Annotated in this window: 18 protein-coding genes; 6 read left to right on the top strand and 12 right to left on the bottom strand. The window is 63.8% G+C overall.

Translation table 11 applies throughout. From position 1 onward, the window contains the following. Positions 1–10: 10 nt before the first annotated feature. The gene (locus LAD35_RS01165; RefSeq protein WP_224152553.1) at positions 11–235 is read left to right on the top strand and encodes a DUF3079 domain-containing protein; all 225 of its coding nucleotides are present in this window, start codon (positions 11–13) and stop codon (positions 233–235) included. Here LAD35_RS01165 and LAD35_RS01160 read toward each other — a convergent pair. The 10 genes from LAD35_RS01160 to LAD35_RS01115 all read right to left on the bottom strand — a co-directional run bounded on the left by LAD35_RS01160 (position 214) and on the right by LAD35_RS01115 (position 13,601). Continuing rightward, positions 214–879: a carbonic anhydrase gene (locus tag LAD35_RS01160; protein WP_224150943.1), complete on the bottom strand. Its 666-nt coding sequence runs from the start codon at positions 877–879 to the stop codon at positions 214–216. The two genes, LAD35_RS01165 and LAD35_RS01160, sit on opposite strands and share 22 nt — an antisense overlap. Then, complete coding sequence (locus LAD35_RS01155; protein ID WP_396022767.1) at positions 880–1,773, bottom strand: peptidylprolyl isomerase; 894 nt, start codon at positions 1,771–1,773, stop codon at positions 880–882. Next, on the bottom strand, positions 1,770–2,492 hold the full coding sequence (gene narI / locus LAD35_RS01150; protein WP_224150942.1) for a respiratory nitrate reductase subunit gamma: 723 nt from the start codon (positions 2,490–2,492) through the stop codon (positions 1,770–1,772). The genes LAD35_RS01155 and narI overlap by 4 nt, the downstream gene beginning before the upstream one ends. A gap of 17 nt (positions 2,493–2,509) precedes the next feature. Next, positions 2,510–3,196, bottom strand: coding sequence for a nitrate reductase molybdenum cofactor assembly chaperone (narJ, locus tag LAD35_RS01145; RefSeq protein ID WP_224150941.1), 687 nt, complete (start codon positions 3,194–3,196; stop codon positions 2,510–2,512). Between the two features lie 11 nt (positions 3,197–3,207). Beyond that, on the bottom strand, positions 3,208–4,731 hold the full coding sequence (narH, locus tag LAD35_RS01140) for a nitrate reductase subunit beta (RefSeq protein ID WP_224150940.1): 1,524 nt from the start codon (positions 4,729–4,731) through the stop codon (positions 3,208–3,210). Positions 4,732–4,760: 29 nt separating this feature from the next. Continuing rightward, positions 4,761–8,567, bottom strand: coding sequence for a nitrate reductase subunit alpha (locus LAD35_RS01135; protein ID WP_224150939.1), 3,807 nt, complete (start codon positions 8,565–8,567; stop codon positions 4,761–4,763). Between the two features lie 26 nt (positions 8,568–8,593). Next, complete coding sequence (locus LAD35_RS01130) at positions 8,594–10,030, bottom strand: MFS transporter (protein WP_224150938.1); 1,437 nt, start codon at positions 10,028–10,030, stop codon at positions 8,594–8,596. Positions 10,031–10,063: 33 nt separating this feature from the next. Further along, positions 10,064–11,332, bottom strand: a complete 1,269-nt coding sequence (locus LAD35_RS01125; RefSeq protein ID WP_224150937.1) for an MFS transporter — start codon at positions 11,330–11,332, stop codon at positions 10,064–10,066. A 304-nt stretch (positions 11,333–11,636) separates the two neighbouring features. Beyond that, positions 11,637–12,836, bottom strand: coding sequence for a threonine ammonia-lyase (locus LAD35_RS01120; protein WP_224150936.1), 1,200 nt, complete (start codon positions 12,834–12,836; stop codon positions 11,637–11,639). Between the two features lie 111 nt (positions 12,837–12,947). Continuing rightward, entirely contained in the window at positions 12,948–13,601 is a 654-nt protein-coding gene (locus LAD35_RS01115) for a TenA family protein (RefSeq protein WP_224150935.1), read from the bottom strand. A 141-nt stretch (positions 13,602–13,742) separates the two neighbouring features. Between LAD35_RS01115 and LAD35_RS01110 the strand changes: the two genes are divergently transcribed. The 4 genes from LAD35_RS01110 to LAD35_RS01095 all read left to right on the top strand — a co-directional run bounded on the left by LAD35_RS01110 (position 13,743) and on the right by LAD35_RS01095 (position 16,963). Beyond that, positions 13,743–14,111, top strand: coding sequence for a RidA family protein (locus tag LAD35_RS01110; RefSeq protein ID WP_184705051.1), 369 nt, complete (start codon positions 13,743–13,745; stop codon positions 14,109–14,111). 236 nt (positions 14,112–14,347) lie between these two features. After that, positions 14,348–15,667 carry a C4-dicarboxylate transporter DctA gene (locus LAD35_RS01105; RefSeq protein WP_224150934.1) on the top strand — a complete coding sequence of 440 codons (1,320 nt, stop codon included), beginning with the start codon at positions 14,348–14,350 and terminating at the stop codon, positions 15,665–15,667. 4 nt (positions 15,668–15,671) lie between these two features. After that, positions 15,672–16,364, top strand: coding sequence for a GntR family transcriptional regulator (locus LAD35_RS01100; RefSeq protein ID WP_224150933.1), 693 nt, complete (start codon positions 15,672–15,674; stop codon positions 16,362–16,364). Then, positions 16,361–16,963 (top strand): pseudouridine synthase, encoded by a 603-nt coding sequence (locus LAD35_RS01095; protein ID WP_224150932.1) that lies wholly within the window; start codon positions 16,361–16,363, stop codon positions 16,961–16,963. The genes LAD35_RS01100 and LAD35_RS01095 overlap by 4 nt, the downstream gene beginning before the upstream one ends. Here the strand turns inward: LAD35_RS01095 and LAD35_RS01090 are convergent. After that, positions 16,960–18,141, bottom strand: a complete 1,182-nt coding sequence (locus tag LAD35_RS01090; RefSeq protein ID WP_224150931.1) for a hypothetical protein — start codon at positions 18,139–18,141, stop codon at positions 16,960–16,962. The genes LAD35_RS01095 and LAD35_RS01090 overlap by 4 nt on opposite strands. Before the next feature lie 223 nt (positions 18,142–18,364). Between LAD35_RS01090 and LAD35_RS01085 the strand changes: the two genes are divergently transcribed. Next, positions 18,365–19,042 carry an ankyrin repeat domain-containing protein gene (locus LAD35_RS01085; RefSeq protein WP_377779855.1) on the top strand — a complete coding sequence of 226 codons (678 nt, stop codon included), beginning with the start codon at positions 18,365–18,367 and terminating at the stop codon, positions 19,040–19,042. 15 nt (positions 19,043–19,057) lie between these two features. Here the strand turns inward: LAD35_RS01085 and LAD35_RS01080 are convergent, their stop codons facing one another. Further along, entirely contained in the window at positions 19,058–19,972 is a 915-nt protein-coding gene (locus LAD35_RS01080; RefSeq protein ID WP_224150929.1) for a LysR family transcriptional regulator, read from the bottom strand. Positions 19,973–19,990: the final 18 nt, after the last annotated feature.

Below are 19,990 nucleotides of genomic sequence, written 5' to 3'. Positions count from 1 at the left end.
CCTCGCATTCATGGCCAAACGCTTTCCGAACAACCCTGCACATCCTGAGCGCACCTGCTGGGGCTGCGACCGTTACTGTGCTGCATCCGACATGGCCTGTGGCAATGGGTCGGAGCGGTCGCAACACCCCGCTGAGCTTTTTGGACCTAACTGGTCGCAATGGAATGCGTTGGAGCTTAAGGAGGAGAAGACCAAGCCAGAGCCTCCTCCGCATCAAGCCGGAGACTCTGCATAGGGCTCGTAAGGCCCGGTTCCCGCATGGCTCGCCTCGGCAGCGGCAATGAAGCTATCGCTTGCCACATCGAAAACATGCACTTCGCCGTCTTCGATCACGTAGTGCCATCCATGCAGGCTGAGCGTGCCTGCCTCGACCTGTTCGCGCACCATGGGGTAATCCATCAGCCGCTCCAGCTGCAGAACCACGGCCCGCTGCTCCGTACGGCGCAGCACATCGGCTCCCGGCTCCGCCACCGGCAGTGCCGCTTCACGGCCCAGCTCCAGCCAGGCTGCCAGATTGCGTGCCGCATCCGGCACGCCGCCATACAGCGCACGAATACCGCCGCAATGGCTGTGGCCACAGACGATGATGCGACGCACCTGCAGATTCAGGACTGCAAACTCGATGGCAGCCGAAGTCCCGTGGTAGCCCCAGCTCCCGTCATAGGGAGGCACGAAGGCCCCCACATTGCGCACCAGAAACAATTCTCCCGGCCCGGTGCCGGTCAGCATGTACGGCACCAACCGCGAGTCGCTGCAACCGATGAACAGCGTAGCGGGATGCTGGCCATGGTCCACCAACACACGAAACTGCTCTTCATGCAGCGGAAAGGCATGGTCGCGGAAGCGGCGCAGGCGCTGGAGCAGGTCGTCGTCTGGCATTCACTGCACCAGCGGCGTCTGCACAGCATCCAGATCCACACCAACCACGCGTGCACGCCCGGCCAGCAAACGCAAATACTGCGACAGGGCTGTTGCATAGCTTTGCTGGTGCAGTTGTTGCAGTACCGCAGCGCGCACCTGCTCGTAAGGGGGAACGGTGCCACTCTCGCGCTCCAGCACTTCAACAACATGCAGGCCGAAGCGGCTGTGCACCAGGCGCGGCAGCACACCAATCTCTGAGTGGCCGAACAACTCTCGGCCGAACTCGGGCGCACAGTCCTCGGCGCTTAACCATCCCAGCTTTCCGCCATCCGCTCCGCTGGGGCAATTGCTGCTGGCCCGTGCGGCGGCAGCAAAGCGGTCGCCCGCAGCCTGTTCTTCCGGCGTGGCGCTGCGCACATCAAGCAGGCAGGCTTCGGCGCGCTGACGCAGTGCATTCACATCCACCCCGGGCGTCACGGCAAAAAGCACGTGGCGCGCCAATACCCGCGCTCCACAGGCATAGCGCGCCGCATGCGCCTGATAGTGGCGGCGACCCGCCTCGTCGCCGGGTTCTGGCAAGTGGAGTTCCCTGTCCAGCAGGTGCTCAATGGCATCTCCCGCTGCTTCGCTGATCGCGCCGGCGCTGGGCACTGGGTCATCAGCCGCCAAGAGCCCTTGCTCCATCGCAGCCTGGCGCAGCAACTCAGTGCAGGCACGCTGGCGCAGTTCCATCGCATCCAGCAGCTCATTTGTGTCGCACAAGGCAATGCCGTTCACCTGCGGAACAGGAAAGGTGGAGCGCGGAGCATCCAACGGCGCCTCGATACGCGGCATGCCGGTTGTCTCACTCTCCTGACAAGTGCAGGCGTGGCTGCCGCAGCCACCTGCGCCAACGTGCAGGTGGTCGCTCATGACCGGCCTCCTTCACGGTTTTCTGGCAGGTTCAATCGGCGCGAGCGCACCAATTGGTAGGGGCGCGCCAGGTAGGCCACCGAAGCCAGACCGCTCCATACATGCACCAGACGGCTGAAGGGGAACAGCAGGAAGATGGTCATGCCCAGCACCATGTGCACCTTGAACGGCCAGTCCAGCGCCACCAGACCTGCAGCGTCGGGGCGGAAGGTGACGATGCGCTGCGCCCAGTCGGCCAGCACCAGCATGGCGCTGGCGTCAGCCCGGTGCGAAAACGATGCCGGCAAAGTCGCCAGGCCCAGCACCAGTTGCACCCACAGGATGATGAGGATGGCCAGATCGGTGCGGTGGCTGGTGCGGCGGATGCGCGGATCGGCAATGCGCCGGTGCAGCAGCAACGTCAGGCCGATGAAGCACACCACACCGGCAACGCCACCGGAGACGATGGCCAGCATCTGCTTTTGTGGCGCGGTGATCAGCCACTCGTACATGAAATGCGGCGTGAGCAGGCCCACGGTATGGCCGAACAGCAGAAACAGAATGCCGATATGGAACAGGTTGCTGCCCCAGCGCAGCTGGCCGGAGCGCAGCAGCTGCGACGAATCGCTTTTCCAGGTGTACTGGTCGCGGTCGAAGCGCGCGAGGCTGCCCATCAGGAAGACGGCCAGGCAAATGTAGGGGTAGACGACAAACAGGAAGTTGTGCAATGCAAGTGGCATGGCGGGCTCCTCGGGATTCAGCGGGCGGCGCCGGCCGGTGGCTGGCGCCGCATGATGTGGATGGGTTGCGGGGTGCCGGGTGCTGCCTGCCCTTGGCTGTTGCAGCCGCCAAATGCTGCTGGCTCTTCCCAGCTTGCATCCAATGACTCATCAGCGGGCAAGGAAGCGGCTGGCGCATCTGCCACCACCGGCTGGCCTGCCAGGTCAAGCACGGCAGACACCACGGCGGCATAGTCGCTTTGGCGGCGCACCAGGGCAGCGGCGATGGATTGCAGAATGTGCGCAAACTCTCCAATGAAGGCACGCGCCTCCTGCGTCGGCTGGGTGGAGGCGAACTCCAGCAGCACAGTCAGGTGGTCTGGCAGTTCGGCAGGGTCCAGCAGCAGGCCAGCCCGCTCGTAGGTTTTCACCAGATCGACCATCGCCGGCCCGCGGTCACGCGAATCGCCGTGCACATGCTCGAATAAGTGCAGTGCAGTGCCGCGTCCACGGTCAAACAGGTCTACATAGCTGGCTTCGGCATCCATGCCTTCTGCCAGCAGGCGATCCATCAGGGCGTCGAGTTCAGTGCGGCGCACATTGCCCAGCGCGTTTTCGGCGTTCAACGCGGTATGGATGTCCACCAGGTGGCCACGCATGTCGGCATCCGGGTAGCGCAGCAGGTGGGCCAGTGCGCGCAGGGTGAAGCTGATACTGTCTTTCATGTCTTCTCTCCTCACAGCGTCGCCTTGATGGGGATGGTGCGCTTCTTCTCGCTGCCAAACAGGCTGGTTTCGGTCTCGCCCTCGCTGCAGCCGTTGCCAAAGGAGAACCCGCAGCCGCCGCGCACATTGAAGGCGTTTTCGGCGTATTCGCGGTGCGTGGTAGGGATCACAAAGCGGTCTTCGTAATTGGCAATGGCCATGATCCGGTACATCTCTTCAGCTTCGGCCACAGACAGCTGCGCCTGTTGCAGTGCCGCTTGGTTGGGCATACCTTCCACATGTTTGCCGCGCTGGTAGGCGCGCATGGCCAGCATACGTTCCAGCGCCCGCACCACCGGCACGGTGTCGCCTGCGGTGAGCAGGTTGGCCAGGTATTTGACAGGAATGCGCAGCTGGTTCACATCCGGCAACTCGCCGTTGGCGCTCACGTGGCCGGCCTGGGCCGCTGCAGTAATGGGCGACAGCGGTGGCACGTACCAGACCATGGGCAGCGTGCGGTACTCGGGATGCAGCGGCAGTGCAACCTTCCAGTCCACCGCCATCTTGTAGACGGGGCTGTTGCGCGCAGCGATCAGCCAGGCCTCGGGGATACCGTCGCGGCGGGCCTGCTCGATCACCGCCGGGTCGTTCGGGTCGAGGAAGACGTCCAGCTGGGCCTGGTACAGGTCCTTGTCCTTTTCGACGCTGGCAGCCTGTTCGATGCGGTCGGCATCGTAGAGCAGCACACCCAGATAACGGATACGGCCGACGCAGGTTTCCGAGCACACGGTGGGCTGCCCGGCTTCGATGCGTGGGTAGCAGAAGATGCACTTTTCGGCCTTGCCGCTCTTCCAGTTGTAGTAAATCTTCTTGTAGGGGCAGCCCGAGACGCACATGCGCCAGCCGCGGCACTTGTCCTGGTCGATCAGCACGATGCCGTCTTCCTCGCGCTTGTAGATCGAACCGCTCGGGCAGCTTGCCACGCAGGCGGGGTTGAGGCAGTGCTCGCACAGACGCGGCAGGTACATCATGAAGGTGTTCTCGAACTGGCCATAGATGTCCTTCTGCACCTCGTCAAAATTCTTGTCCCGGCTGCGCTTGCTGAATTCACCGCCCAGAATTTCCTCCCAGTTCGGGCCCCACTCGATCTTCTCCATGCGCTGGCCGGTAATGAGGCTGCGCGGACGGGCCGTAGGCGCTGCCTTCATCTCCTTGGCACTCTGCAGGTGGTCGTAGTCGAAGGTGAAGGGCTCGTAGTAGTCGTCGATCTCCGGCAGGTTGGGGTTGGCGAAGATCTTCATCAGCAGCTGCCATTTGCCGCCCTGGCGCGGCACGATGGAGCCATCAGCCTTGCGGGTCCAGCCGCCATTCCAGCGCTCCTGGTTTTCCCACTCCTTGGGGTAGCCAATGCCGGGCTTGGTCTCGACGTTGTTGAACCAGGCGTATTCCACGCCGGGGCGGCTGGTCCAGACGTTCTTGCAGGTCACGCTGCAGGTATGGCAGCCGATGCATTTGTCCAGGTTCAGCACCATGCCGATCTGTGCACGTACTTTCATCGCGGTTTCCTTGTTCTTTCTGATCGGAATCAGGGGTTCTCGCCCTGCGACTGGTAAGCACCAGCCAGGTGGTCATCGCGCGGCGTGTCCAGCCAGTCCACCTTGGCCATCTTGCGCACGACGACGAATTCGTCGCGGTTGGTGCCGATGGTTCCGTAGTAGTTGAAGCCGTAGCTGTACTGCGCGTAGCCACCGATCATGTGCGTGGGTTTGAGCACGATGCGCGTGACCGAGTTGTGGATACCACCACGCACGCCGGTGATCTCACTGCCGGGTGTGTTGATGATCTTTTCCTGCGCGTGGTACATCAGCACCATGCCGGGATTGACGCGCTGGCTTACCACCGCGCGCACGGCGACTGCACCATTGAGGTTGAACATCTCCATCCAGTCGTTGTCTTCGATACCGGCGCGCTTGGCGTCCTCCTCGCTGATCCACGCCACAGGGCCGCCACGGTTGAGCGTAAGCATCAGCAGGTTGTCGGTGTACGTGCTGTGGATGCCCCACTTCTGGTGCGGCGTGATGAAGTTGAGCTGGATCTCGGGGTGCCCATTGGGTTTGATGCCCTGCATGCCAGCCGTGGCCTTCATGTCGACCGGCGGACGGTAGCTGGAGAAGCCCTCGCCGAAGGCCACCATCCAGGGGTGATCCTGGTAGAACTGCTGGCGGCCGGTGAGCGTGCGCCATGGAATCAGCTCGTGCACATTGGTATAGCCCGCGTTGTAGCTCACCGTTTCGCTCTCGATGCCGCTCCAGGTGGGCGAGCTGATGATCTTGCGCGGCTGCGCCTGAATGTCGCGATAGCGGATCTTTTCGTCCTCGCGGTACAGGGCCAGGTGTTTGTGTTCGCGGCCCGTGGCTTTTTCCAGCGCCTCCCATGCCTTCACAGCCACGTGGCCATTGGTCTCGGGAGCCAGCTGCAGGATGACTTCGCAGGCGTCGATGTCGCTGACGATGCGTGGGCGGCCTTCGGTCACGCCGGGCTCGGTGGTCAGGCCATTCAACTGGCCCAGTTGTTCCACCTCGGTGCCGGTTTTCCAGTTGATGCCCTTGCCGCCGTTGCCCAGCTTGTCCATCAGCGGGCCCAGCGCGGTAAAGCGCTTGTAGGTGTTGGGGTAGTCGCGCTCCACCACCGTGACCTGTGGCGCCGTCTTGCCGGGGATAAGGTCGCACTCGCCTTTTTTCCACTCGGCCACGCCGTAGGGCTGCGCCAGCTCGGCGGGGGTGTCGTGCATCAGCGGCGTGAGCACGGTATCGCGCTCCACGCCCAGATGGCCCACGCAGACCTCACTGAAAGCCTTGGCAAAGCCCTTGTAGATTTCCCAGTCGGAACGCGACTCCCACACCGGATCGACCGCAGCCGACAGTGGGTGGATAAAGGGATGCATGTCACTGGTGTTGAGATCGTTTTTCTCGTACCAGCTGGCCGTGGGCAGCACCACATCGGAGTAGAGGCAGGTGGTACTCATGCGGAAGTCGAGCGTAACCAGCAGATCCAGCTTGCCCTGGGGCGCCTGGGCATGCCAGGTCACCTCTTCGGGCTTGGCATCCTGCGGGCCGAGGTCCTTACCTTGCACGCCGTTGTCGGTGCCCAGCAGGTGTTTGCAGAAGTACTCGTGCCCCTTGCCGCTGGAGCCCAGCAGGTTGCTGCGCCACACGAAAAGGTTGCGCGGCCAGTTCTCGGGGGCGTCCGGGTCTTCGCAGCTCATCGTGAGGCTGCCGCTCTTGAGGCCCTGGGCCACATAATCGCGTGGCGCCAAGCCCGCCGTATCGGCCTGCGCAGCAATCGACAGCGGATTGGTCTTGAGCTGCGGGGCGCTCGGCAACCAGCCCATGCGCTCGGCGCGCACGTTGTAGTCGATCATGCTGCCACCGTACTGGCTCCGATCGGCCAAGGGGCTGACGATTTCTTCCATGCCCAGTTTCTCGTAGCGCCACTGGTCGGTGTGCGCGTAGAAAAAGCTGGTGCTGTTCTGCTGGCGTGGTGGCCGTGCCCAATCGAGTGCGAAGGCCAGCGCCGTCCATCCGGTCTGCGGGCGCAGCTTTTCCTGGCCCACGTAGTGCGACCAGCCGCCGCCGCTCTGGCCAATGCAGCCGCACAGCATCAGCAGATTGATGACGCCACGGTAGTTCATGTCGCAGTGGTACCAGTGGTTCATCGCCGCACCGATGATGACCATGGACTTGCCGCGCGTCTTGTCCGCGTTGTCTGCAAATTCGCGCGCCACGGTGATGATCTGCTGGCGCGGCACGCCGGTGATCTGCTCGGCCCATGCCGGGGTGTACGGTGCGTTGTCGTCGTAGCTGGCAGCACCACTGCCCAAACCACGGTCGATGCCGTACTGCGCGGCCTGCAGGTCGAACACGGTGGCAACCAGCGCCTCGCTGTATTCACCATCACAATCCAGGCGCAGGCGCACAGCCGGCACACGGGCGCGGTTCACATTGCCCTGCTGTTCGTTGGCCGTGAAATGCGGCGTGGCAATGCCGCCAAAGTAAGGAAAGCCCACATCGACAACCTCATGCGCCTGGCTGCCGTCTTCCAGCACCGAGAGCTTGAGTTTCACCTCGGCGCCGTGGCGTGCCTCCTTGGCCTCCAGGTTCCATTTGCCGGCGTCGTCGCGGTCCTCGGCCCCCCAGCGGAAACCGATGGAGCCGTGCGGCAGCACGGCGCGGCCATCGCTGTCGAAGGCCATGGTCTTCCACTCCGGGTTGTTCTGCTGCCCGAGCTTGCCGTTGAAGTCGCTGGCGCGCAGGTAGCGGCCCGGAACTTGCACCACGCTGCCGTCGGGCAGGGTTTGGCTTTCCAGCAGCACCAGCATGGGCAGATCGGTGTAGCGGCGTGCGTAGTCGTCGAAGTATTCGCTGCGCCGGTCGAAGTAGAACTCCTTGAACGCCACATGGCCCATGGCCATGGCCAGCGCCGCGTCGGTGCCCTGCGTGGGATGCAGCCAGACATCGGAGAGCTTGGCCACCTCGCTGTAGTCGGGCGTCACGGCAACGGTCTTTGCACCCTTGTAGCGCACCTCGGTGAAGAAGTGGGCATCGGGTGTGCGCGTCTGCGGCACGTTGGAGCCCCAGGCGATGATGTAGCTGCTGTTGTACCAGTCGGCCGATTCAGGCACGTCGGTCTGCTCGCCCCATACCTGCGGGCTGGCTGGCGGCAGGTCGCAGTACCAGTCGTAGAAGCTCATGCACACGCCGCCAATCAGGCTCAGGTAGCGGCTGCCCGCCGCATAGCTGACCATGCTCATCGCAGGAATGGGCGAGAAGCCGATGATGCGGTCGGGCCCGTGTTGCTTGATGGTGTAGACGTTGGCTGCAGCTACCAGCTGGTTGACCTCGTCCCAGCTGCTGCGCACGAATCCGCCCATGCCGCGCACGCTCTGGTAGTCGCGCCGCGCAGCATCGTCCTGCACGATCAGGGCCCAGGCATCCACGGGTGTTTTGGCCACGGCCAGCGCAGCGCGCCAGCGCTCCAGCAGCCGGCCGCGCACCATCGGATATTTCACGCGGTTGGCGCTGTACAGGTACCAGCTGTAGCTGGCGCCGCGCGCGCAGCCACGTGGCTCGTGGTTGGGCATGTCCCAGCGGGTGCGGGGGTAGTCGGTCTGCTGGGTTTCCCAGGTGACGATGCCGCCCTTGACATAGATCTTCCAGGAGCACGAGCCGGTGCAGTTCACGCCATGCGTGCTGCGCACGATCTTGTCATGCGACCAGCGGGCGCGGTAGGCGTCTTCCCAGGTGCGGTCTTCGCCCGTGGTACGGCCGTGGCCGTCGGCAAAGCTTTCCTTGGGCAGGCGAAAGTGGGTGAGGCGGTCGAGGAAATGACTCATGGTGGTTCTCGTTTTCTCGTGAAGGTTCAGCAGGGCATGGAGGCTTGGCGGCGCCCATAGCACCACCAGGTGATGACCACACACAGCAGGTAGAAGGCGGCAAAGACCCACAGCGCTGCCTCCGGGCCGCCGGTGGCAGCGATGGAAGTGCCGTAGCTCTTGGGAATGAAGAAGCCGCCGTAGGCGCCAAACGCACCGGCAAAGCCGACCGCAGCAGCGCCCAGCACATTGCCTTCCTTGATTGCGGAAGCCTGCGCCGCTGCGTCCTTGCCGGCCTGGCGCAGGGCGAGCTGGTTGAAGATGATGGGAATCATCCGGAAGGTCGATCCATTGCCGATGCCGGTGGTGACAAACAGCAGCAGGAACATCAGAAAGAAGCCAGTGAAATTGCCCTCGGCAGGCCCGATTGAAAGCGCCAGCGCACTCGCGCCCTTGGGCAGGAAATACAGCACGCCCAGCACGGCCAAAGCCATCACCAGGAAGTTCCACATAGTGACCACGCCACCGCCGACCTTGTCGGCAAGCCAGCCGCCAAAGGGACGGATCACGGCGCCCACCAGCGGGCCAAGCCACGCATAGGTCAAGGGGTTGACGGCGGGAAACTGGCTCTTGATCAGCAGGGGAAAGCCCGCAGCAAAGCCGATGAAGGAGCCGAAGGTGCCCAGGTACAGCACACACATGATCCAGTTGTGCGGCTGCACGAAGATGGCCGCCTGTGCTGCCACCGAGGCCTTGGCGTCGGCCACATCATTCATGCCGAACCACGCTGCAACCGAGGCAAGCACGATCCATGGCACCCAGATGAAGGCGGCGTTCTGCATCCAGACCTGCACCTGGGCGCCGCCCTTGGTGATGGTCTGCGGATCGCCACCGAACACACCCAGCAGCCCTGCCGTGACGACGATGGGACTGAGGAATTGCACCACCGACACCCCCAGGTTGCCCAGGCCAGCGTTCACGCCCAGCGCCGAGCCTTTGCGGTCCTTGGGGAAGAAGTAGCTGATATTGGCCATGCTGGAGCTGAAATTGCCGCCTCCCAGCCCGCACAGCAGGGCCAGGATCAGCATCGTGGGATAGGGCGTGCTCGGGTCCTGCACCGCAATACCGATGCCGATGGCCGGGATCAGCAGGCTGGCGGTGGAGATCGCCGTCCAGCGGCGTCCGCCGACCAGGGGCACCATGAAGGAGTAGAAGATGCGCAGCGTGGCGCCGGACAGCGCGGGCGCCGCCGCCAGCCAGAAGAGCTGGTTGGTCGAGTACTGGAAGCCCAGACTCGGCAGGCTGACGGCAACCACACTCCAGACCTGCCAGACAGCAAAGGCCAGAAAGAGGGCGGGTACCGAAATCCACAGATTGAGCTTGGCGATGGCTTCGCCCTCTTTTTCCCAGAAGGCCTTGTCCTCCGGGGTCCAGATTTTCAAGGTGCTGCCGCGGCGCGGCGCAGTGGTGGTTGTAGTGTTCATGGAGATTCTTTCCAGAAGATATTCACGCGGCCTTCAAGCCTTCTTGGCGGGGGTGCTGCCCATCAGGTCGGTGTGGCGCACCTCGGTCCAGTACATCCAGATGAGAGAAACCCAGACCACGCCGTACAGCAGCATGAAAGCGCTGGCGCGCACGCCGGTCATATCCAGCAAGGCGCCGAACATGATGGGCAGCACAAAGCCACCCAGGCCGCCAGCCAGTCCGACGATGCCGCTGATGGCGCCGATGTTGTCGGGGTAGTCGTCGCCGATGTACTTGAAGACACTGGCCTTGCCGAAGGCGAAAGCCACGCCCAGCACGCCCATCAGCGCAGTGAAGGTGTAGACGTTCAGCCCGATGTGGAATGTCCTGGGGCCGTTGATGGTGGCAATGGTGAAATCGGTTTGCGGATAGCTCAGCAGGAACAGGCAGATCCAGCTCACCCACATCACCCACCAGGTGACCTTGTGGGCGCCATATTTGTCTGACAGCACGCCGCCGATGGCGCGCAGCACACCGCCAGGCAACGAAAAGCAGGCCGCCAGGAGCGCAGCCACGCGGATATCGAGGCCGTATTCGCCCACGTAGTACTGCACCATCCACAGTGCGAGCGCCACATAGCCACCGAACACGATGCTGTAGTACTGGCAGTACTTGAGCACACGCGGGTCTTTCAACGCCTTGAGCTGGTCGACAAAACGCACATTGCTGGCCACCAGATGCCGTGGATCGTGCGAACTGAACATCCAGAACAGCACCACGGTGCCCGCCAGGATGGCGGCATAGACCTGGGGCACCAGCACCCAGCCGCCCACCACCAGCAGTGCGGGTGCGAGGAACTTGTTGACCGCCGAGCCCGAGTTGCCGGCGCCGTACACACCCATCGCCATGCCCTGGCGGCTCTTGGGGAACCAGCGTGCAACGTAAGGCGTGCCTACCGAGAACGAGCCGCCAGCCAGACCGACAAACAGGCCGATGACCAGAAACTGCCAGTACTGCGTGGCATAGGCCATGAGCCAGATGGCTGGCACAGTGACGGCCATCAATATGGTCATCACAATGCGGCCGCCATAGCGGTCCGTCCAGATGCCCAGCGGCACCCGCACCAGCGAGCCCGAGAGCACAGGCATGGCGGTGAGCAGGCCGAACTCGGTGGCATTCAGGCCCAGCTGCTTCTTGAGCGGAATGCCGATGACGCCAAACATCATCCACACCATGAAGCAGACGGTGAAGGCCAGCGTGCTGACGGCGAGAACGCTCCAGGCCTGGCGGGAGACAGCGGGTGGTGCAGAGGCGGAATCCATGGTGGGGCAGATGTTGTTGAATCTGCCCCCACTGTCGCGCGCCAGGCCGCGCTGCACCATCCACCTGTTAGTGCATCACGCCGCGCCAGAAGAACGATGGCCGCCGCCATGCCATCGTTCTGAAGAACTACTGCGCCATAAACCCTTCAAATGCATGATCTGCGTCAAATGCACAGTGCCATCTAGCAAGCAAAGTGAAAGGTTTTTCGCCACTTTGGCAGAGCCGCTCTGCGCGGAAAACGCCCTTGACCCATGCGGCGTGCCGACGGCGCCCGTATGGGGCGTCGTCAGCGCCAGCGTTGCATCAGGCCAGCTCGACCTGCATGCCTGCTGCGCGCAGCTTGTCCATCACTTCCTGGATATGCACATTGCTGCGGGTCTGCAGCACGATGTCAATCTCGGTGTTCTGTGCGGCCAGTTTGGTGAAGGCGCGCTGGTGGTGCACCTCTTCGATATTGGCACCCGCCTCGGCAACGATGGCCGTGATGCGCGCCAGCATGCCCGGCACGTCGCGCGAGCTGATGCGCAAGCGCGCCAGCCGCCCGGAACGCACCATGCCCCGCTGGATGATGGAGGCGAGCAGCAGCGGATCGATGTTGCCGCCCGAGAGGATCAGTCCCACCTTCTTGCCCTTGAAGCGGTCCGGATAGCGCAGCAGCGCTGCCAGGCCCACCGAGCCCGCGCCTTCCACCAGGGTCTTCTCGATCTCCAGCAGCATCAGCACGGCCTGCTCGATATCGCCCTCTTCCACCAGCACCAGATCGTCCACTGTCTCGGCCACGATCTGGCGGGTGATCATGCCTGCCGTCGCCACTGCAATGCCTTCTGCCATGGTGGAGACGCCGACGGGCAAGTCCTTATGCTGCACGGCGTTGAGCATGCTGGGAAAGCGTGATGTCTGCACCCCCACCACCTCGATCCCGGGTTGGATGGCCTTGGCCGCCGTGGCAATCCCGGCAATCAAGCCGCCGCCACCCACGGCCACCAGCAGGGCGTCCAGATCGGGATGGTCTTCGAGCATCTCCAGCGCCAGCGTTCCCTGGCCGGCGGCAATGTCCTCATCGTCAAACGGGTGCACAAACACCAGTTGCTGCGCGTCGGCCAACGCGTAGGCGTGGATGCGTGCTTCCTCCAGCGTGTCGCCATGCAGCACGACTTCCGCCCCAAAGCTGCGCGTGCGCTCCACCTTCACCCCAGGCGTGAAGCGCGGCATCACGATGACGGCGCGGATGCCCAGCTGCTGGGCGTGGTAGGCCACGCCCTGCGCATGGTTGCCTGCGCTCATGGCGATCACGCCACGCAAACGCTGCTCGCCGGTCAGCTGCATCAGCTTGTTGCAGGCACCGCGCTCCTTGAAGGCCGCCGTGAACTGCAGGTTCTCGAACTTGAGGTACACCTTGGCGCCGACGATGTTCGACAGGGTGTGTGAATACAGGCAAGGCGTGCGTTCAACCTTGCCTTGGATGCGCTGCGCGGCAGCGCGAATGTCTTGGATGCTGAGCATGGTGGATGGCATTGTCAGGAAGAAGGGGCGCGCCTGCAAGCGATATGCGTGTCATGAGGCACGGGCCGTTTTGCTCTTTTTTTTGATAGTGTGTTGCCCTGTCAGTAAGCGCTAGACGGCATAAACATGGTCGAAGAAGTTCTGCTCCAGCGCAACGGCGCGGGCAAAAAAATCTGCCGCGTCGGCCCGGGCCTGCGGATCGAGGCCCTCGCCCACGCGGTCCAGCTCGGCGCGCAGCCAGCCAACAAAGCCGCGGAAGAAGTCATTGGCGTGCAGATGGATCCATTCGGCATGCTCGAAGCGGGGCGGCAGTACAGCGCCATCGCGGTCGAATGCATCCAGGTACAGGCCTTCTGCCACGCACAGCACGGCCAGGCAGTTGGCGTATTTCTGGCTGCGCGCGGCCTCCAGCATCAGCGCCTGGAACTGTACCGTGGGCAGGCTCAGCTGCGGCAGGTGGCGGTCGGATTCGGCCACGCCCAGCGCGTCAAAGCTGCGGATGAAATAGGTGTTTTCGTCGCTCGTGATCATGGCCACAAACTGCGACAGGGTGACGCGCGGCGCAAAGTGGTCGGCACTGGCAATGGCCGCGCCCAGCAGGGCGACAAACTGGTTGATGAACTGGTAATCCTGCACGAGGTAGCGGTGCAGCACGGCGTCGTCCAGGGTTCCTGCGAACATTTCGTTGATGAAGCGGTGCTGGGTGCAGGCCTGCCACGGCGTGCGGTTCAGTTCTTTGAGGGACTCGGAAAATCGTTGGCTCATGGCATGGTCTCGTGGGCGCAGGCTTCTGCGCGGTAAGAACACCATTGTGCCGCATCTGCACCAAAACAGCCCTAGGCGCTCCACCAGTGGGCGCCATGCGCTATGATTTTTGAAAACCGTTTCCTCCACAGAAAGACACGCATGACCTCTGCCATTGACCGCCGCCATGTGGGCGCCCGCCTGTCCGAAACCGCCATCTACAACGGCACCGTGTATCTGGCAGGCCAGATTCCGGAAAACAGCCCCGGCGCGGACATCAAGACACAGACGCAGGAGGTGCTGGGCCACATTGACCGCCTGCTGGGCGAAGCCGGCTCCAGCAAGCAAAGCATCCTGCAATGCCAGATCTACCTGACCGATATCAGCGAAATCGGCCAGATGAACGAAGTCTGGGACGCCTGGGTCGCCGCTGGCCACACCCCGCCCCGGGCCACCGTGCAGGCCCAGCTGGCCAACCCCGCCTACAAGATCGAGGTGGTGGTGGTGGCGGCTGTGGAATCGGCCCGCTGAACCATTCCTCGCCCGGAATAACTGTTATGCGCAGGCGCAGGCCTGCAGGCCGCCAAAGCGCCGTCCACCGAAAGGCATGTCCATGGAAACGCTCCATGGGCATGCCTTTTGGCTTTTGAGGCACCTGCCGCGCATACCGGGAATACCCGCTGCATGCGCCGCAAACTCCTTGAGTACATTCTTGTGCACAAGATGAATAAATCTTGTATGCAAATACATTTCAAGGAATCCATTCCATGCGCCGCTTTGTCAAATCCCTCTTCGGGCAGGTGGTGATCGCACTCATTGTGGGTGTGATCGTTGGCCTGCTGACGCCTGAATACGCCGTCAAGCTCAAGCCGCTGGGCGACGGCTTCATCAAGCTGATCAAGATGATCATCCCCGTGTTGGTGTTCTGCGTGGTCGTGCACGGCATTGCCGGGGCGGGCGACTTGAAGCGCGTGGGCCGCGTGGGGGTCAAATCGCTGATCTACTTTGAAGTGCTCACAACCATCGCGCTGGCCATGGGGCTGGTGCTGGCCTTTGTGTTCGAGCCTGGCGTGGGCATGAACGTGGATGTCAGCCAGCTCGATCCGGCGGCCATGGCGGCTTACGCCAGCAACGCCGACAAGCTGACCAGCGGCGGCACGGTGGATTTCCTGATGAAACTCATCCCCACAACAGTGGTGGACGCCTTTGCCAAGGGCGATGTGCTGCAGGTGCTGCTGTTTGCGGTGCTGTTCGGCTGTGCGCTCACGCTGTTGGGCGACCGCGTCAAGCCGCTGGCCGATCTGGTGGACATGACGGCACTCGCGCTGTTCAAGATCATGGGCATCATCATCAAGCTGGCACCGCTGGGCGTGCTGGGCGCCATTGCCTTCACCGTGGGCAAGTACGGCATCGGCTCGCTCAAGCAGCTGGGCATGCTGGTGGGCCTGTTCTACGTGGCGGTGCTGTTCTTCGTATTCGTGGTGCTGGGCCTGGTGATGCGCCTGTCCGGCTTCAGCCTCATCAAGCTGCTGCGCTACCTGCGTGAAGAGCTGACCATCGTGTTCGCCACCACCTCGTCCGACAGCGTGCTGCCGCAGGTGATGGCCAAGCTGCGCAACATGGGCGTGCGCGATTCCACCGTGGGCCTGGTGATTCCCACCGGCTACTCGTTCAACCTCGATGCATTCTCCATCTACATCACGCTGGCGGCGGTCTTCATCGCCCAGGCCACCAACACGCCCATCAGCATGTCCGACCTGCTGACCATACTGGCCATTGCGCTGGTCACATCCAAGGGCGCACACGGCGTGCCGGGCTCGGCCATCGTGGTGCTGGCAGCCACCTTGCATGCGATCCCCGCGATTCCCGCCATTGGGCTGGTGCTGGTGCTGTCGGTGGACTGGTTCATGGGTATCGCCCGTGCGCTGGGCAACCTGATCGGCAACTGCGTGGCCACGGTAGCCATCGCCGCCTGGGAAGGCGATATCGACCGCGAACGTGCCCATCGCGTGCTCAATGGCGAGCGCATCGCCGAAGATGCACCCCAATCGGCGGCACAATCGGGTACGTCCAAATCCCACGCCTGAGTCCATGTCTCCTGTCACCCCCACCTCCATCGCCGAGCGCGTTGTCGAAGCCATCCTGGCGCAGAAGCTCTCGCCCGGAGAACGGCTGGGGGAGCAGGAACTGGCGGATAACTTTGCCGTGAGCCGCACCGTGGTGCGCGAAGCCCTGATGCAGTTGCAGGCGCGTGGCTTCGTGCAGGTGCAGCCGCGACGCGGCTGGTATGTGGTGCAACCCAGCGCCGAAGATGCGCGCGATGCCTTTGCCGCGCGCCGCATCATCGAATCGGGCATCATCGATGCGGCCGGGCGCCCGATGCAGAAGGTGATCGGGCAGCTGCGCCAGCACATCGGCGAGGAAGAGCGCGCCATTCGGGGCGCCGATGCCGCCACCCGCGCCTTTTTGCTGGCCGACTTTCACGTGTGCCTGGCCGAGCAGATGGGCCACCGCCTGCTGGCCAATACCCTGCGCGACCTGACCGCCCGCACCACGCTGGCCGCCACGCTCTACCAGTCGCAGCACAGCGCCGAGCAATCCTGCACCGACCATGCCAGCATTGTTGCGGCGCTGGAGCGCGGCGATACCGCCCAGGCCCGCGCCCTGATGCTGGCGCACATCGGCCAGGTGGAAGAGGCGCTGGAGATCGCACCGCCCCCGCCTGAGCCGGAACCCGCACCCAGCGAACGCCTGCGTGCCACCCTGGCTCCGGTGCTGCGATGAACAGGCGCCAGCCCCCGCCAGCCGCCGCGCCGCGCCTGCTGCGCTTTCACAAGCCCTATGGCGTGCTCAGCCAGTTCACCCCCGAAGGGCGTTGGACGGCGCTCAAGGACTGGATCGACGTGCCCGGTGTGTACGTGGCAGGCCGCCTGGACGCCGACAGCGAAGGCCTGCTGCTGCTGACCAATGACGGCGGACTGCAGGCACGCATCGCGGACCCGCGCCACAAGATGGCCAAGACCTACTGGGTGCAGGTGGAAGGTATTCCCACCGATGCTGCATTGCAGCAACTGCGCGAGGGCGTGGTGCTCAAAGACGGCAAGACGCTGCCCGCGCAGGTGCGCCTGCTCGACCCGCAACCCGATATGTGGCCGCGCAACCCGCCGATCCGGGTGCGGCAGAGCATTCCCGATTGCTGGATCGAGCTCATCATCCGCGAAGGCAAGAACCGCCAGGTGCGCCGCATGACTGCTGCCATCGGCCACCCTACCTTGCGGCTGGTACGCATGGCCATCGGGCCTTATACGCTGGATGGCTTGCACCCGGGTGAATGGGCAGACTGCCTGCAGCCTTTGGCCCAGGGTCTCTCAAAAACGGGTTAACGTGCCAGCAAAGGTACTGCTTCCAGCGCTTGGCCAGAGGGTAAATCCACCGCACGCCAGCCACGCCGCAGCGGCCAGGGGCGAAAGCGAACGCCCGGCAACACCTCAACGGCGCTGATCTGGCCCTGCAATACAGCCGCCAGGCGCTGAATTTCAGCGCCCCGCTCCCTCGCGCAGGCCTGCGTGCGCTGCCACTGCGTGCGGCGGTGCGCCATGCTCAGCGCTGCCAGCGCGCTGGGAACTGGCTGGCATTGCGCCATGCCCAGCAGCATCCACGCTCCCGCATCGCCATGGGTGGCCCCTTGCATCGCCTGCATGTGCAAGGCCAGCGCTTGGGGTTCCAGCTCGCCAGCCAGCCGAATCTCCAGCGCATCATCCGTCCAACGGTAGCGCGCCGGAATGGCAGCTGTCATGACCGTAGTGCCGTTGCGGGTGCGAAGGCGGGCCTCCACCCGGCGGCTGCCTTGTTCCAGCAAGGGGCCCACCAATTGCAGCAGGGCAGCATCGCGTTGCTGGCGTGATGCGCTGTTGCCCACAGGTGCCAGCGCAATGCGAATGGGCACGCTGTAGTACCCACGCCATTGTTCACCCCAGGCCTTCTGGCTTGCCTGGTTCGGCGCCGCAAGCCCCACCACCACCCCGGTAGGCAGGGCCCACAACAGCGCCCAGACCCACCAATCCGAAGACATGGGGGCTGCATTCCAGGCCTCGCCCTGTCGCAGATGGCCCCAGCCGGTGGACAACTGGCCCACCAGCCACACCAGCACGAACACCACCAGCGCGCAAAGCAGCGCCGTGCCCAGGGGGAGCACCTGTTCCGGATGCAGGCCCTCGGGCAGCCAGAACAGGGTGAGCCAGCCCGTTGCGCCGCCGATCAACGTGAACAGCATTGCCGCAAACGGCACCCAGCGCGGCGTGCGCGCCGCCACCTCGGCAGCCTCTGCACTCCCGAGCGACTTGGCCTGCCACGCCCGTCCGATGCGAATGCTCTGGCACAGCAGCACGGTCACCCCCAGGCCCACCACGATACCGATGAGCAGCGGCGCCAGCAGCCACAGCATCACCAGCGCCAGCACCGCCATCACGCACCAGCCCAGGCCCAGCAGCGCTGCGTTTCCACTTTGTTTTTGATAGCACTTTGCGCGGCAACGGTGTGCGCGTGCGGCATTTTTCAGCATGTTTTGGAGGGATGACAGGTCGCCGCACCTTATTCGGTCAGCATCGATATCGATATAAATCACCTGCTGGCGCTCACCAGTTGTGCGCCAGCAGCTATTAATTTGTGAGTATATGGGTTCGGGCAATGCTACGATCTCCAAGACCTTTCGCTTTCACCACATGATCTCCTCACGCCCTACGACCAGGAGGAAAGCCTTGCACCGTTTTCTCGCACTCTGCCTGATGGGCGCTCTCAGCGCGCCATGGGCAGTAACGGCCCATGCCCAGGCCACCACAAACGCACAAACCCGTCCATCCCCCCCTGCCATGACCAGCCTCCGCTTGCACCAGGCCGCTGCGGCCAATGATGTCTCCACGATCCGCCAGCGCATCAGGGAAGGTGCCGCCATTGACGCCCGTGACGCGCAGGGCCGCACTGCCTTGCTGGTGGCCACCCATGGCAACCATGTGGATGCGGCCAGGGCGCTGATCGAGGCGGGTGCCGATGTGAACGCCAAGGACGACATGCAGGACAGTCCGTACCTGTACGCCGGTGCGCGCGGCCATCTGGAAATTCTGAAAATGACCCTGGCCCATGGGGCCGATCTGCGCAGCACCAACCGCTACGGTGGCACCGCGCTCATCCCCGCCTGCGAGCGCGGCCATGTCGAGACCGTGCGTACCCTCATCGCCGCAGGCGCCGACGTGAACCATGTCAACCGCCTGGGATGGACGGGCCTGCTCGAAGCCATCATCCTGTCGGACGGTGGCCCGCGCCACCAGCAGATCGTGCAATTGCTGATCGATGCCAAGGCCCATGTGAACCTGGCCGACAAGGACGGCGTGACGCCGTTGACCCATGCCAGGCAGCGGGGCTACCAGGCCATGGAAAAAATGCTGACCGCCGCTGGCGCGCGTTGATTTTCAAGACATTTATTAAATAGCATCTTCCACTGCCCCCGCCTGCGCCAGCAGCTGCGCCACCCAGTCGATGAACACACGCACCCGGCGCGAGAGGTGCGTGCGGTGCGGGTAGAGCACATGCACCGGCAAGGCAGGTGGTGGGTAATCGTGCAGCACCTCCACCAGCTCACCCGCTTGCAGGTGGCCGCGCACGTCGTACTGCGGAATCTGGATGAGCCCCAGCCCGGCCAGGGCGCAGGCGATATAGCTCTCCACATGGTTGGCGCCCACGGCGCCTGGCACCACCCGGCTGTGTTCGCTCCCGCCCTCCACCCATTCCCAGGGCGCGGCGCGGCCAGTGGTAGGCGAGTTGTAGCGCACCACCTGGTGCGCCACCAGATCGGCCGGGGCCTGGGGGGTGCCATGCTGCGCCAGATAGGCGGGGCTTGCGCAATTGATGAGACGCATGCTGCCCAGGGGCTTGGCCACCAGGCTGCTGTCGGCAAGCGGCCCCACGCGCAGCGCGCAGTCCACGTGTTCGAGCACCAGATCGACCGCGCGGTCGCTGGAGCCCAGATCCACCTCCAGCCCCGGGTGCTGCGCCAGCAAGTCAGGCAGGGCCGGCGCGATGAGCAGGCGTGCCACGCGGCTGGGCACATCGATGCGCAGCCGACCCGCCACCGCATGGTGGTTGGGGCGAAAGCGCTGCTCCAGGTCCTGCATCTCGTCCACCAGGCTGCTGGCGCGCTCCACCAGGGCATGGCCATCGAGTGTGAGCGCCACCTTGCGCGTGGTGCGATGCAGCAACCGTGTGCCCAGACGCGCCTCCAGCTGCTGCACGGCGAGCGACACCGTGGGCCGGGGCAGCGACAGCTGATCGGCCGCTTGCGAAAAGCTGCCAGTTGCGGCCACGCGCAGAAAAATCTGGAGCAGGTCAATACGGTCCATGGTGCGCAGAGCAGGCGT

The organism is Comamonas odontotermitis (genome assembly GCF_020080045.1).
Lineage (GTDB): Bacteria > Pseudomonadota > Gammaproteobacteria > Burkholderiales > Burkholderiaceae_C > Comamonas > Comamonas odontotermitis.
This window is presented reverse-complemented; position numbering and strand designations above follow the sequence as displayed.